Below are 14,623 nucleotides of genomic sequence, written 5' to 3' on the forward strand. Positions count from 1 at the left end.
GAATCATCGCATGTTCTTCTAGATTCTTACCACCTCTTTAAAACACTACATATATTATATGGTATGTAGTAAATAATAAGGAGGAGCTATGAATCTCGTACGTATAAAATTGACCATATTCATCATATGCAGTATCATTCCCATGGCCATAGCGTCAGATTTTGCCGGAGGATCCGGTACAGAAGATGATCCCTATCTGATTGAAAACAGTGCTCATCTCAATGCCGTGCCAGATTCTTCTGATTCCCATTTCAGACAGGAGAGTGATATAGAATTTGATCCTGCCGATTTTCAGTCCGGCGGGGAATTTTATAATGATGGTAAAGGATGGGAACCCATTGAAGACTTCCTCGGAACCTATGACGGCAATGGCTATTCGATCTCTAATATTCGTATTGCCCGTCATGATGAGAATCGGGTGGGCCTCTTTGCAAACGTGTATGAGGGGACACTGAAAAATATCACCATTGTTAATGGGGAGATATCGGGGGATGAGTCCGTGGGAGGGCTTGCCGGGGAAATTAATAGTTCTCTGGTGGAAAATTGCTCTTTTTCGGGCAGTGTGACGGGAGATGATGAGGATATTGGCGGATTGGTGGGATACAGCAGCAACAGTCAGGTGATACACTCCTATACCACAGGGGCAGTATTCAGTACCGGAGAAGTGGTTGGCGGATTAATTGGCGGGGTTAATAACAACAGTGAGGTGGAGTATTCCGGCAGTTCTGTTCAGGTTAATTCTGATGGAGATAGAATCGGCGGTTTAATCGGGAGTAATTCCGGTGAAGTATTTCGTAGCTACAGTACAGGAGATGTAATGGGAGATGGAAGACGTGTCGGCGGGTTTGTCGGTAATAATAGCGGAACTATCAGACAATCCTCCGCTACAGGAGGTGTTTCGGGTGATGGTGAGCGTATCGGCGGGTTTGTTGGTAATCATACAGGTACCATCGAGGAGTCTTATAGTACGGGGGAGGTTTCAGGGGATGAAAGGGTAGGAGGATTTGTCGGTCGAAGCTCCGGAGATATTTCTTCTTCATATAGTAGGGCAACGGTCCTTGGACGATATTCGGTTGGCGGTTTTGCGGGATATTCCGCATCATCGAATATACAAAACAGTTACAGTACGGGTCCAGTTTCTGTATCAAGCCGTGATAGTGGCGGTTTTGTTGGACAGGAGTTTACCTCAACGGTGGAAGGATCATTTTGGGATATGGAGACCTCTGGACAGGATTCTTCTGCTGCGGGAACGGGAAAGACCACGGAAGAGCTTACAAATACAGAAACTTTTACCGATGCCGGATGGGATTTTGACTCTATATGGGGCAGGGATGAAAAGATGAATGATGGATATCCCTACCTGTTATGGCAACGTATTCCTCCATCCATTATATCCTGGCCCACGGTGGATACGGCCTATTACGGAGCAACTATGGATGATCTTACCCTTTCGGGGGGAGAGGCCGACGTAGACGGGGAATTTCTTTTTTACGATACTACGGATGAACGCCTTCCCCTGGGTGAATCGGAACATACCCTTTTGTTTCTTCCCCATGATGAAGAGACGTATCTATCTGTGGATACACTCATATCAGTACAGGTGGATCCGGCACCAGTAACGGTTTCCGCAGAGCGTCTCAGCAAAGTATATGGCGATGATGATCCACCCCTTACCTACACAGTGGAGGGGCTGCTGGATGATGATGAATTGACGGGCGAGCTTACCCGTGAGTCCGGAGAGGATGTAGGTACCTATGTGATAAATCAAGGAAGTTTGTCCGTAGAAGAGTACTACTCCCTGTCATTTTCCGCGGGTATATTTGAGATTACCCCTCGTCCTGTCAATGTGCAGGCAGATACGCTGAGCAAAATATATGGTGAGGATGATCCGGATCTTTCCTATACGGCGGATGGACTCCTTGGTGAGGACACTCTCACCGGTCACCTGGAACGTGAGTCCGGAGAAGATGTGGGCGAGTATTCTGTTCTTCAGGGATCTCTTTCTTCGGGTGAGAACTATAGTATGACCTTCGGGGAAGGTTTCTTCCGTATTCATCCCCGTGAACTGATCATTCGTGCTGATGATAGTACCATAGAAGAAGGTGGGGATGAACCCGAAGAGTATCCCGTATCCTATGAGGGGTTTGCCTTTGATGATGATGAATCTGTGGTTACGGGGTTGATTGTGGTGCGTGTCCCCGGGGATACCGTGGGAACCTATGCGATTGTTCCCTCAGGAGCAGAGGCGGACAACTACACTATCACCTTTGAAAATGGAGTTTTTACCATTACGGAGTCCACCGATATAATCTATGAGGATGAAGTAGCCCATGGAGGTGCATCCCGCGGTGTCTATTTTGGAGAAACCCCCGTATCCCTCTGGGATGAGACCGTAGATATCTTTGTGGTGACGGGTGATGCTGCACAGGTCAGTATTACCATCTATGACATGGTTGGAAACGTCATAGATCGTCAGGAAGCCCCTGCGCAGACACGTGAGGCCGGACGATTTACGTGGGATCTGCGAAATCGCCGGGGTATGCGTGTTTCTGCCGGGTCGTATGCGGTAATTGCCACGGTGGAATATGATAACGGTACAGTAGAGCGCTACCGGGGTGTCCTCGGGGTACGTGAGTAGTAGTTTCCAGGTGTTGTTATTTATACAAAGGGAGGTCGGTAGGCCTCCCTTTTTTAGTGTGACCGTACTTGATCTTGTCCTATCCACGCAGATTTTGATTTGAAGTATGATCCTGATGAACTAGGGCATGGCGTTGCTTTTTCACGAGTATAGTTGCTGAATTAGAAAAGCCGGTCACCACAGAACGAGGATTGAGTGTGAGTTGTATATAGCCTGTATGCTCTTTTTTATAATAGAGCATATCCGCTTGCCGTAGTCAAATCACGTCTTTTCTTTGGATGATATCTGGGAGAACTAGGGGATACGTGTGATCATATTAAGATCAAAAAACAGTGCAAGGGCTTGCCATTCTGTATGGGGAAAGCGTAAGCCCCCTTCTTCTTCCCCATATTTTGCCCGCAGACGTTTTGCCAAATCGATATTGAGATTCAGGACACCTAAGCCACGCATGCCCCAGTTTTCAAAAACCCGCTTGCTTATTTCACGAAAAGAGATGATCTGCATGGTATCGTGGCGGGTATCCTTATTGATACGACAAAAGGTTTCATTGAGGGGGAAAAAGGGGCCTTCAAGAATTTGGAGAAAGTGCGTCTCCGATGCAAGGAGAACCCCACTGATGTTATTTTCCGCGTTTCGTTCTCTACTTTCATTCATAATACTTTCAACAGCATCCCTGGTAAGCTGTGTGGTCATGCGACTTTTGTAGATTACACGATACATAGGGAGAACCTCCTTAAAAATGGGTTAGGCACAGGGAAAATTCATTTGTCTGCTTCGTTCATATAGCAAAAGAGACGCAGCAACCGACACATTGAGAGATTCTACTTTTGGATCCATCGGTATGGAGAGACGGCTATTGCATATCTTTTGCAGATAGGGAGGGATACCGCGATGTTCTCCGCCGGTAATAAGTACGGTTGGTTTTGAGAGATTTATCTGGTCAATACGGGTCTCTCCGCCACTTTCTGCACCAACAATTTGTACTCCTGCTTGTTGAAGTAGTTCGAGGGTTTTCAGCAAGTGGGCCGGCTTTATAATGCGCATATGATCGATGGTGCCGGCGGATGTTTTTGCTGCGGTTCCATTGAGTCCAACCGTACCCTTTCGTTCGAGGAGTATGGCGGAGACACCAAAGGCGGTTGCCGTACGGATAATAGCACCAAAATTTCCTGGATCTTCGAGAGAAGCAGGCACGAGAAAGAGAGGTGTTTCTTCTTTTTCTAAAATATCTTCAATGGTAGATTCTGGATCATAAGATCGCACCGTTTTATACGCAACAACCCCTTGATGACTTCCTCTGGGGACCATTTTATCCAATTTTGTTGCGGGAATATTCGCATAGGGGAGCTTCTCCTTTTTTACTCGTTTCATGAGAGAAAATAGAGCTCCTTGTTTATTTTTATCAGTAAAGTATATCTTATCAATGGTTTGAGGAGAACCATGTACCAGCTCGGTTACCGCATGAATACCAAACACTTGTCGTTCCGGCTGATTAATCTCTTTTTTCTTCTGCATAGGTATAATCTTTCCTAAAGGGTTTCGTTTCAAAATATATTTATCGAAGCTGATAATCTGCAATAATTTTAGACTGTATGCATATGGGTATTTTTCTTCTTATTCTTCTCTGTGTGACTGTGGTTTTGCTTATCTGGCCGCATACGCTACATGTAGAGCGTAGGGACGGTGCAGGATACATCAAAATTCGTTTATTTCTTTTTACCTATCGATACGCCAATGGTGAGTGGTCTGGCTGTTTTATACGGGATAGGCGCAGATACAGTAGAAAAAAGAAAAGAGTACCGCTTCTGTGTCGAAAAAAGCTAATGCTGAATCTCCTGTCTCATGGTCTACCGATCAAGAGACCTCTTTCCATGAAGCTACGGACACACAGCACCGGAAAATTGATGAGCCCCAGCATACCAGAAAGACTACGCAAGAACGCAAAACGCATACTCGTTATGATCGGCCTCCACGCTTGTGGAATAGAATATATCGTATTTTGGTAAAAATTGCACAGAAAGCTCGTGATATTTCTGTCTTGGTATATATGGTATGGAAGGACGCTCGGCAGATGCATCCCATGGTGAAACCCTTTATATGGTTTGGAAAAACAACGGTGATGCGAATATGTGGAATTATTCGTCCCACCACGGCATATCTCCATTGTTCAGGGGGAGTGGAAGATCCCTATGAAACAGCGCGAATATCAGTCTTGGTTACTGGAGCGGCAGCGCATCTTCATTCGCGATTCCCCTATCGAGTCTCCTTTACTCCTCGGTTTGACCATGGACAGGAGTGGCATGTTGAAGGGGCTTGTACTTGTAGATTCTGCCTAGGACAGCTCTTTCTCTTTGGGGGTCTCACGGTGATTTCCTTTCCCTATCTTGCCACATATCGGCTCTGGCGGTATGTAGGACGAAAGAAACAGAAGGAGGATATATGATTTGGGTTGTGGGTGCTACGGGCTTGGTGGGCTCAGAGCTTGTGCGACAGTGTCGGAATAGAAATATACCCGTATTGACAGATCGGATTGATATCCGTACTATGGACGCCGTATCTTCCTTTGGACGAGACAAGTCAATAAGGACAATTATTAACTGTGCCGCCGTAACAAATGTTGATGCGGCAGAAGAAGAGAGAAGGAGGGCGTGGGAAACAAATTGCTGCGGTGCAGAGAATCTTGCCTGCCTGGCCCGTGAAAAGAACGCCCTCTTCATTCATCTATCTACAGATTATGTATTTTCAGGAACCTATGGGGTTGCCTTGCACGAAGAGGATCAGCCCAATCCCTGTAATTATTATGGAGAAACAAAGTTGGCAGGGGAGAGGGCTATAGCTCAGCAGAGAGGGCGGTATTATATTGTGCGTACTTCCTGGGTATACGGTATGGCAAAGAATGGTTTTATTCGCTCTATTGTAGCAAAAGCAGCTGCAGGTACTGCCTACGCGGTGAATACTCAGTGGGGAGGAGCAACCAACGCTGCAGACCTTTGTGATGCCCTGCTGCACATTGTAAAGACCCCCGATGCTCCTTACGGAATCTATCACGTGTGTAATCCCGGAGCGGTAACACGGTACATGCTTGCAGAAATGGGGTGCGGTTTTGCCCGTGAGGCCGGACTGATAGATCACTACGAACCGATTATCCCCGTTGGGGATGACTACTTTTCGGTTCGGGCGCCTCGCCCCTCGTGGTCGTATCTATCACCACACCGTTTTGAAAAAGCGTTTTCGCATCCTATCCCATCTTGCCAAGATTCCTTGAAACAATTTATGTATGAGTTGTGTGAAGCGGGGAAGAAATTGTAGGGAGAGAATGATTTCTGTGCGTAAGAAATCATATACACACGTAATAGTTCAGGAATTATATTAGAGGTCGCAAGTTATACTTTATGGAGGTTTAGAAATTATGCCACTTATTGAATCAGTACAGGCACGGGAAATCCTTGATTCTCGAGGAAATCCAACAATTGAAGTAGATGTGTTCCTTGAGTCCGGTGTTATGGGCCGCGCTGCTGTTCCTTCCGGAGCATCTACGGGCGAACATGAGGCTCTTGAACTTCGTGATGGTGATAAGAGCAGATACCTTGGAAAGGGTGTTCTTGAAGCTGTAAAAAATGTAAATGAAAAGATCGGTCCTGAGCTTGAGGGTGAAAATTCTCTTGATCAACGTGGTATTGACAAAATGATGTTGGCCCTTGATGGCACTCCTACCAAGAAAAATCTTGGGGCGAATGCAATTCTTGGGGTTTCCCTTGCGACAGCAAAGGCAGCAGCAAATTTTCTTGATATTCCTCTATATCGCTATATCGGTGGAACAAACACGGTTACACTGCCCGTTCCCATGATGAATATTATCAACGGCGGTTCTCACTCAGATGCTCCTATTGCATTTCAGGAGTTTATGATTCGCCCCGTGGGAGCAACGTCCTTCCGTGAGGGGCTTCGCATGGGTGCAGAGGTGTTCCATAGCTTAAAGAGTGTATTGAAAGAACGTAAGTTGAGCACAGCCGTTGGTGATGAAGGTGGTTTTGCTCCGGAGCTTGATGGTACCGAAGATGCCCTTGAGTCTATTATGAAAGCCGTTAAAAATGCAGGATATACCCCCGGTCGAAAAGAAGATGGTGGAGATGTGTCTATTGCTCTTGACTGTGCCTCTTCAGAGTTCTTTGAAAATGGAAAATACAACTATGCTAAGTTTGAGGGTGAAAATGGCGCTGTGCTTTCCTCCGAGGAGCAGGCAGAGTATCTTTCACAGCTTATCGAAAAATACCCCATTGATTCCATCGAAGACGGTATGGATGAAAATGATTGGGATGGCTGGAAAAAAGTTACGGAGAAAGTCGGTGATAAGTGTCAACTTGTTGGGGACGATCTCTTTGTAACTAACGTTGAGTTCCTTAAGAAAGGTATTGATACAGGGTGTGCAAACTCCATCCTTATCAAGGTTAATCAGATCGGTACTCTTTCTGAAACGCTTGATGCTATAGAAATGGCACATCGTGCAGGATATACTTCTGTAACGTCTCACCGTTCCGGTGAAACAGCAGATGATACCATTGCTGATATTGCCGTGGCGACAAATTCTGGACAGATTAAGACTGGTTCTCTAAGTCGTTCAGATCGTATGTCAAAATATAATCAGCTTCTTCGTATTGAAGAAGAACTTGGTGATCTTGCTGTGTACGGATGGAACGCCTAAGATAATTGTTACTTTTGGGAGGACTGCCAAGGCAGTTCTCCTTTTTTTTCACACTCACGAGCGCAAAAATGGAATATATTCTTTATATAAGTGATAGTACGACAGAAGTTCATCCTGTAGAGTCGGTCCTTGAGTCTCTGCCCTTTTCCTGTGTTACTGCATCAAGTTTTGATGAAGGGTGTCGTATTATTAACACTCAGAAGGGCGTTTGTTTTGCTGTTGTTATTTCCCATGCTCTTACGAAAGATTTTGCCGGAAATTTCATTCTACCTGAGTGTATAAAAAAACAATCTCTTCCTATCATTTTGTATCAGATACCTGATACCCCGACGGCGGGGGTGATTGGAAAAAACAATATTGTTGCTTCCATTACTATTGAGGATGAGAATCACCAAGAGCTGCTCAAAACAACCATAGAAGAGCTTCAGCGAAATATGCATACTAAGGCAATTGTTGTGGATGATGATCCTTTCTTCCGCAAATTAATTTGTGATATGCTCCGGTTAAAGCTTTATGATGTTATTGGGGTATCCGTTCCCTCTGAGGCAATTGCTGCTCTAGAAGAGTATCCCGATACAAAACTTCTCATAACTGATTACTCAATGAAGGAAATGAATGGGTGTGAACTGACACGACATATTCGTAAAATGTATGGTCGCGAAGAGCTCGTCATTGTTGGTATTTCTGCGTACAGCGATTCAGATACACCGGGAAATTTTATAAAAAGTGGGGCAAATGATTTTCTGGTGAAACAAAGTCTTTTTGCTGAAGAGTTTTATTGCCGCATTAGTATGGCCATAGCCAACATTCACTACATTTCTCGCATTCGAAACAATGCAACCCATGATGAGTTGACAGGATTGTACAACCGGGCCTATTTTTTTGAAACCGGTCAAACCCTGGTGTCAAATAGTATTCGTAATCATATCACGCTTCTTTGTGTCACCATCGGAGTAGCAAATTATTCCTATCTTCTGCAGGAGTTTGGTACTGCATCGGTTGATTTTGCTATTTACCGCCTTGGAGAAAAACTCAATGCACGGTTTCGTTCTTCCGATATTCTCGCCCGCATTTCACAAAATACCTTCGCTCTTCTTGCGGTAAATTTTCAGCAAAGCTCCATTGAGTCTGTCTTCTCAAAATATATTCGTTCCATGGAGAACGAACCTATTCATCTCCCGCAACAGGGAGAAAAAATTACCCTTCGTTTAAAAATCGGTGCAGCACGAGTAGAAGAGGCAGATACTATTCAAATACTTCTCGCACGATCACAAAGGGCACTTTCTACAGCACATGAAACAGGTAATCCTTCACTCATTATTCATTAATACTGTCGAAGGTCTTTCACGAAAGATTTCTTCCGTGAAAGACTGAGATACTTATTTAAACTCAGAAATACTAGTAAAATCAAGGGTTGCAAAAAGATCATTCAAGGTTTCCGCACGACGTATGTGAACTACTGACCCATCACTGCGAAGAAGCAGTTCAGCAGATCGGAGTTTTCCATTGTAGTTAAATCCCATGGCGTGACCGTGCGCGCCCGCATCGTGAATGGCGAGAAAATCTCCCCGTTCAATGGGAGGAAGCTTCCGATCAAGGGCAAACTTATCATTATTTTCACAAAGTGACCCAGCAACATCGTACACCTCTGTGGCTTCAGCTGTTTCTTTTCCAAGCACCGTGATATGGTGATATGCTTCGTACATTCCGGGGCGCATAAGGTTTGCCATAGTTGCATCTACACCAACAAAGGTTTTATAGGTGTTTTTTATGTGGCGAACCTTTGTAACAAGATACCCGTAGGGACCGGTTATCATCCGACCACATTCCATATAAATTTTGAGCGGAGAAAGGCCTTTGCCGGTAATTAAGGTTTCGTATTCCTTTCGGATTCCTTCGCCAACGGTTTCAAGATTTACTGGCCTTTCTTCGGGAGTATAGGGGATGCCAATACCACCGCCAAGGTTTACAAATTCAAAGGTAATACCCAAGGATTCTGTCAGTTCACCGATCACTTCAAAGAGTAAGCGCGCTGTTTCTACAAAATACTGCTCATCAAGCTCATTTGATGCAACCATGGTATGCAAACCAAAGCGCGTAATGCCCTTATCCCTACACGCCGCAAATCCTTCAAAAAGCTGTTCACGGGTAAAGCCGTATTTTGCATCTGTTGGATTTCCAATAATGTCATTACCACTTTTCAACTCTCCCGGGTTGTAACGAAAGCACACAAGGTCAGGAAGCTTTCCTACGGTATTCTCGTAATAGTCAAGATGAGAGATATCATCAAAATTAATGATTGCTCCGAGCTCTGCTGCGCGTTTAAACTCACCAGCTGGCGTATCATTTGACGTAAACATGATCTCTTCACCGACGCTACCCACGCGTTCTGAGAGTTCAAGCTCCGCTAAAGACGAGCAGTCGAAACCAACGTTCTTCTTTTGTAAAAGCTTCATTAAGTACGGGTTTGGAGCTGCCTTTACTGCATAATACTCCTTGAAATCCGCCCAAGAGAAGGCTTTTTGGAAGCGATCAAGATTCTCAATAATTCCCTGTTCATCATATATATGAAAAGGGGTTGGATGGGTTTTTGCAATTTCTGCAATCTGTTCCCGGGTAAAGGGAAGTTTTTCTTGTGGCATACTGCCTCTTTTGATTTTTGGTATAGTATGTCACAAAATATGTTACCGCGAGGTATTACTGTTAGACTTGTTTACAATATGGTCGTATCGCCGCAAGAGCATCATGGTTTGAAGACAGTATTTTACTGGTTCGTATTGTATCATGAGGACTATACCAATAAAAGGCATCGTGCACTGTGAGTGTAATGGTGCCGTGAAGATATCGACATTTGAAGAAGTGTATAAAAAAATCCCCTACACGTGTTTGGGCGATCACGTGTTCAGGCATAATATCTATGGAGAGCTCCTCACGTATTTCTCGTATTAGGCATTGGCGGAGTCGCTCTCCTGGCTCGCATTTTCCTCCGGGGAATTCCCAAAAACCGCCGTGCTGTTCACCGGAGGCTCGTTTCGTAAGAAGAACCTTCCCGTTGTATACAATAACTGCAGCGCAGACCTTACGCACGAATATCCTGAATTATTTTCTCCGTGAGTGGATCGGGTGCTAGGCCCAGCTCCTGAAGCAATTCCTCCTGTGTACCTTGATCAATAAATCGATCAGGATATCCATAGGAAAGGAGTTTTGGCACATGGGATAGGGCACCACGGTGAGCTCCTTGCTGTAAAACCTGAAGTAGTTGCGCTCCCGCACCATTTATTAGAGAATTGTTTTCCAGGGTAATAACGGTATCATAGGCAGAAAAAAGTGAGTAGAGTCTATCATGTGGAAGGGGCTTTACACAGCGAAGACTTGTAACATCAGAAAGAATCCCAGCTGAATGGAGTTTTTCCTGTACGGCACAGGCCGTTGGAAGGAAATCGCCTACGGGGAGCAATAACACTTTTGCTCCGGGGAGTGTTTTCACTTGTTGAGGTAGAAACTCTTTTTTTCCCTGAGGTGCATATGCAGGTGGTGCAGCAGGAGTTGTGCCGCGTGGATAGCGAATAAAAACAGGGCCCTCTATTTCATAAAGCGCGCTGTATAGCATATCTTTCAGATCTTCTGCTGAAGAGGGGGTAAGGATGGTACAGTTGGGGATGGTGGTTAAATAGGAAAGGTCAAAGGCGCCATGATGTGTTGGCCCATCGGCTCCCACTAGCCCCGCACGGTCTATGGCAAAGACAACGTTGAGCTTCTCTAAGGCAATATCATGAATAATTTGATCAAAGGCACGTTGCAGAAAAGAAGAGTAGAGGGCAAAAACCGGTTTTTGTCCAGCCAAGGCTAAGCCTGCACTGAAGGTTGCTCCGTGTTGTTCTGCAATTCCCACATCAATAAGTTGCTGTGGGAGTTCCTTTTCAAACGTCTCAAGTCCTGTTCCGTTAGGCATTGCGGCGGTAATGGCAAGGACACGAGCATCCTTTCTTGCTATCTCAAGGAGTGTACTGCCGAAAATGGAGCTCCATGATGGGGTCTTTTGCGAACTTTCTTTGCGTACTTCACCGCTCTCTATATCAAAGGAGCCAATACCATGAAATTTCGTCGCATTTATCTCAGCTGGTTCATACCCTTTTCCTTTTTTGGTAAGGGTGTGTATGAGAAGCGGTCCTTTGTTTTCATCTCGTGCGTAGGTCAAAACATGAAAAAGTTCTTCGAAGTTATGCCCATCAATGGGGCCCAGATATTTAATACCCATATCCTCAAAGAGTTTGCCTGGGGTAAAGGCTTTTTTTAAGTTGTCGTCAATACTGTGGCCGAGGTGTTGTAGTTTCTTTCCCAGAGATGCCGGAATCTGATCAAGGGTATTCCAAATATTTGATTTGAGACGTGTATACCGTTTGTCCGTAATGATTTTTGTAAGGTAAGTAGACATGCCACCTACATTGGGAGCGATAGACATCTCATTATCATTCAGAATTACAATCATATTGGTATTGCTGTGGCCAAGATTATTAAGCCCTTCGTAGGCAAGACCACCGGTCATAGCTCCATCGCCGATTACACTGACAATGTTATGTGTTTCCTTACGAAGGTCGCGGGCAAAGGCCATCCCCAAGGAGGCAGATATTGAGGTTGAAGCATGTCCCACCGTTAAGGCATCGTGAGGACTTTCTGTGATATGGGGAAACCCGCTTATTCCATTATACTGCCGGAGGGTGAAAAATTGCTCTTTTCGCCCTGTGATAATTTTATGAGTATAAGCTTGATGTCCCACATCCCAGATAAACTTATCTTTTGGGCTATCAAAGAGATAGTGCAGGGCAAGGGTTAGTTCCACAACTCCGAGACTTGGAGCGATATGTCCACCAGTTTTACTTACGGAATGTATCAGAAATTCGCGAATTTCAGTAGCTAGAGCTGGAAGATCTTTGGTGGATAGTTCTTTGAGATCCTGTGGAGATGTTATTGTATCGAGTAAACTCATAGTGATTTCCTTTTGGAGTAACCAAGGTATACTGTAAAATAATTCCTGCTGTTGGTTGGATAAAGGAATGGCTGTTTTTACTTGTAAATTATAAAAAAACAGTATACTGTGTAGTATGTATCGGTATTATTGGAGCAGGTATGATTACGGTTCTTGCCAGTATTTCTCATAAAAATATCCGTGAGGGGTTACAAAAGACTTTTTCTCGCACAAAGGCGGAATTTATCACGTGCCGACGACCATATGCTTCTATTGTAAAGGCACGTCAATATACTCCCGATGTGATTATTATTGAAATCCTGGAATGTACTCAAGACGAACTTTCCATAATTCGCCTCATACGAAAACATCCTGAGATCTGTCATACGCCCCTGTTGGTATTTGGCCCTGCTTGTTCTGAACAATGCCGTGTAGGTATGGAAAAAATGGGAGTAACAACCTATGTTGCAGCCCCCATCTCCGTAAAAAAAATACTCCTTGCAGTGCAAGTTGTTCTTCGAGAAACCATGACCACAGCATCAAAAAAAAAGAATGGAGAGAATCCCACACAGGATGTTACTGCAGAAATGACGGCCCAGCTTTTTGATCCTCAGGTGCTCCCCACAAAAAAAATAGCACTCATGGTTTCCCATATTGATTCTCTGGTTGCCTTCCCGACAACCTTTGCGTCTGTCTTGCGGCTCACAGAAGATAACTCAAGTAGTGCAAGTCAGTTAGGTCGAGCTATTGAAAGTGATTCTTCAGTTGCAGCCGAGATTCTCCGTTTAGCAAACTCAGTGTATTATGCTGCGCGAAATAGACGCATTGATTCTCTACGCCAAGCGATTGTGCGTATTGGCTTTTCTCAAACAAAAACAGCTGTTCTTTCCATGTCTGTGTTAAAACATTTTAATAGTAGATCTCCCAGTACCGGGTTTAGTTACAGAGAGTTTTGGTTTCACTCCCTTGCTGTGGCTATTATCGCAGAGAAGCTCGCAAAAAAAATTTCCGGTATCCGTAGTGACGAAGCCTTTGCCCTTGGTTTACTCCATGGACTCGGTGCTTTGATGATGAATGAGTATCTTCCCACTACTTTTCAAAAAATACTTGATGGAGCTACGGAAGAAGGATCACCATTCACGTACTACCAAGATAGCACCATGTCGGTAAATCACCTCGATTTGCTTGCCTATCTTTTTACTATTTGGAAATTACCGAACTCCTTTAGTTCAGCAATCCGTATTTTTGACCGGTTGCACAACACTGCTTCCGATGTACAGAAAAACAGCCTTGCAGTAACCATATCCCTTGCAAAATCTATGGCATACGGTTTTGATATCGGCTATACAACCGATTGTTCTGTGCACCACTTTGAGTATGGTCTTCTCCATACCTTCGGTATTCATAAGGGGATTACGGACACCTTTATCCACACTCTATATTCAGAGCTCAATCTCTATAACAGCATTGTTAATATTGACGATCGGACCTACCCCCGAAGAAATAAGCCAGTTCATGAGACAGAAAAAATATCCCTGCTATGTTGTTTTTCCGGCGAATTTATGTGGTCAGCGCTCTATGAATATATCCGCCAATCAGACCGATATTCCATACGCCATTGTGAGGATGTACAAACTTTAGAACAGGTTCTTTCTGAGCAAGATGCTGAATACATCGCTCTTTTTCCAGCGTATACGAAAGATATGAAAAAGCAACTGCAGCTCTGTGATGCCAGGGGCGTTCGTGGGTTAGTTATGGACGTCTCCAAAACCCTGCGCTCTATTGACTTTGAAACGTGTATTATTGCTGAATATCCCGTTGATTTGCGCAATGTTCACATGGTGTTACAGGCGCTTAATATGAATAGTGTGAGTAATGACATGAGTGATCGGGCCATAAAATATCTTCTTCCGCTTACCAAGGGTCCCGTCACTCATGAAAAGCGGAATGCTTTGGTAGTATATCGTTCTACCCAAGGATATACCAAGTTGTATCACCATATAAAGCGCTATGATTGGCCAAGCTTTAATAAGTTCATCTATGGACACAAGGCGCTTCAATATGCAAAAGATTCCTCTGCAAAGGTGACTCATTACTTTCTGGAATGGAAAGCTCCTTTTACTGAATGCGCAGAGAGCCTCCAAGAGCTTAAAAAACACACTGGCTCACAGAATGCACAGTATATTGTGTTTTATGAAGGAGTGGGGGAAGAGTCTTCGCAAGACCTTCACCTTCTTAGTACGATCTCAGACATAACTCTCGTCAATTTGGCAGATGAGTCAGATTGTGCTTCCTTACATACCATTCTTTCATAGAA

The 14,623-nt window shown here is 44.5% G+C and carries 12 protein-coding genes; 6 read left to right on the plus strand and 6 right to left on the minus strand.

The window, feature by feature from the left end:
- Positions 1 to 88: 88 nt before the first annotated feature.
- The gene (locus CALK_RS00365) at positions 89 to 2,638 is read left to right on the plus strand and encodes an MBG domain-containing protein (RefSeq protein WP_022635646.1); all 2,550 of its coding nucleotides are present in this window, start codon (positions 89 to 91) and stop codon (positions 2,636 to 2,638) included.
- 79 nt (positions 2,639 to 2,717) lie between these two features.
- Here CALK_RS00365 and CALK_RS12735 read toward each other — a convergent pair whose 3' ends face one another.
- The 3 genes from CALK_RS12735 to rlmB are packed head-to-tail and all read right to left on the minus strand — an operon-like array spanning position 2,718 to position 4,153.
- Positions 2,718 to 2,879: a hypothetical protein gene (locus tag CALK_RS12735; RefSeq protein WP_022635647.1), complete on the minus strand. Its 162-nt coding sequence runs from the start codon at positions 2,877 to 2,879 to the stop codon at positions 2,718 to 2,720.
- A gap of 53 nt (positions 2,880 to 2,932) precedes the next feature.
- Positions 2,933 to 3,358, minus strand: coding sequence for a BLUF domain-containing protein (locus CALK_RS00370; protein ID WP_022635648.1), 426 nt, complete (start codon positions 3,356 to 3,358; stop codon positions 2,933 to 2,935).
- A 24-nt stretch (positions 3,359 to 3,382) separates the two neighbouring features.
- Positions 3,383 to 4,153 carry a 23S rRNA (guanosine(2251)-2'-O)-methyltransferase RlmB gene (gene rlmB, locus CALK_RS00375; RefSeq protein ID WP_022635649.1) on the minus strand — a complete coding sequence of 257 codons (771 nt, stop codon included), beginning with the start codon at positions 4,151 to 4,153 and terminating at the stop codon, positions 3,383 to 3,385.
- A 292-nt stretch (positions 4,154 to 4,445) separates the two neighbouring features.
- Between rlmB and CALK_RS00380 the strand changes: the two genes are divergently transcribed.
- From CALK_RS00380 to CALK_RS00395, 4 genes are all read left to right on the plus strand, one after another.
- Positions 4,446 to 5,081, plus strand: coding sequence for a hypothetical protein (locus CALK_RS00380; protein ID WP_022635650.1), 636 nt, complete (start codon positions 4,446 to 4,448; stop codon positions 5,079 to 5,081).
- On the plus strand, positions 5,078 to 5,947 hold the full coding sequence (locus CALK_RS00385; RefSeq protein ID WP_022635651.1) for an SDR family oxidoreductase: 870 nt from the start codon (positions 5,078 to 5,080) through the stop codon (positions 5,945 to 5,947). The genes CALK_RS00380 and CALK_RS00385 overlap by 4 nt, the downstream gene beginning before the upstream one ends.
- A gap of 100 nt (positions 5,948 to 6,047) precedes the next feature.
- Complete coding sequence (eno, locus tag CALK_RS00390; protein ID WP_022635652.1) at positions 6,048 to 7,340, plus strand: phosphopyruvate hydratase; 1,293 nt, start codon at positions 6,048 to 6,050, stop codon at positions 7,338 to 7,340.
- Positions 7,341 to 7,408: 68 nt separating this feature from the next.
- Entirely contained in the window at positions 7,409 to 8,668 is a 1,260-nt protein-coding gene (locus CALK_RS00395) for a GGDEF domain-containing response regulator (RefSeq protein WP_022635653.1), read from the plus strand.
- 51 nt (positions 8,669 to 8,719) lie between these two features.
- Here CALK_RS00395 and CALK_RS00400 read toward each other — a convergent pair whose 3' ends face one another.
- From CALK_RS00400 to dxs, 3 genes are all read right to left on the minus strand, one after another.
- Positions 8,720 to 9,982, minus strand: a complete 1,263-nt coding sequence (locus CALK_RS00400; RefSeq protein WP_022635654.1) for a diaminopimelate decarboxylase family protein — start codon at positions 9,980 to 9,982, stop codon at positions 8,720 to 8,722.
- 61 nt (positions 9,983 to 10,043) lie between these two features.
- Complete coding sequence (locus tag CALK_RS00405; protein WP_022635655.1) at positions 10,044 to 10,427, minus strand: (deoxy)nucleoside triphosphate pyrophosphohydrolase; 384 nt, start codon at positions 10,425 to 10,427, stop codon at positions 10,044 to 10,046.
- On the minus strand, positions 10,420 to 12,327 hold the full coding sequence (gene dxs / locus CALK_RS00410) for a 1-deoxy-D-xylulose-5-phosphate synthase (protein ID WP_022635656.1): 1,908 nt from the start codon (positions 12,325 to 12,327) through the stop codon (positions 10,420 to 10,422). The genes CALK_RS00405 and dxs overlap by 8 nt, the downstream gene beginning before the upstream one ends.
- A 140-nt stretch (positions 12,328 to 12,467) precedes the next feature.
- Here dxs and CALK_RS00415 point away from each other — a divergent pair, with 140 nt between their 5' ends.
- Entirely contained in the window at positions 12,468 to 14,621 is a 2,154-nt protein-coding gene (locus CALK_RS00415) for an HDOD domain-containing protein (RefSeq protein WP_022635657.1), read from the plus strand.
- Positions 14,622 to 14,623: the final 2 nt, after the last annotated feature.

This window comes from Chitinivibrio alkaliphilus ACht1, from assembly GCF_000474745.1.
Lineage (GTDB): Bacteria > Fibrobacterota > Chitinivibrionia > Chitinivibrionales > Chitinivibrionaceae > Chitinivibrio > Chitinivibrio alkaliphilus.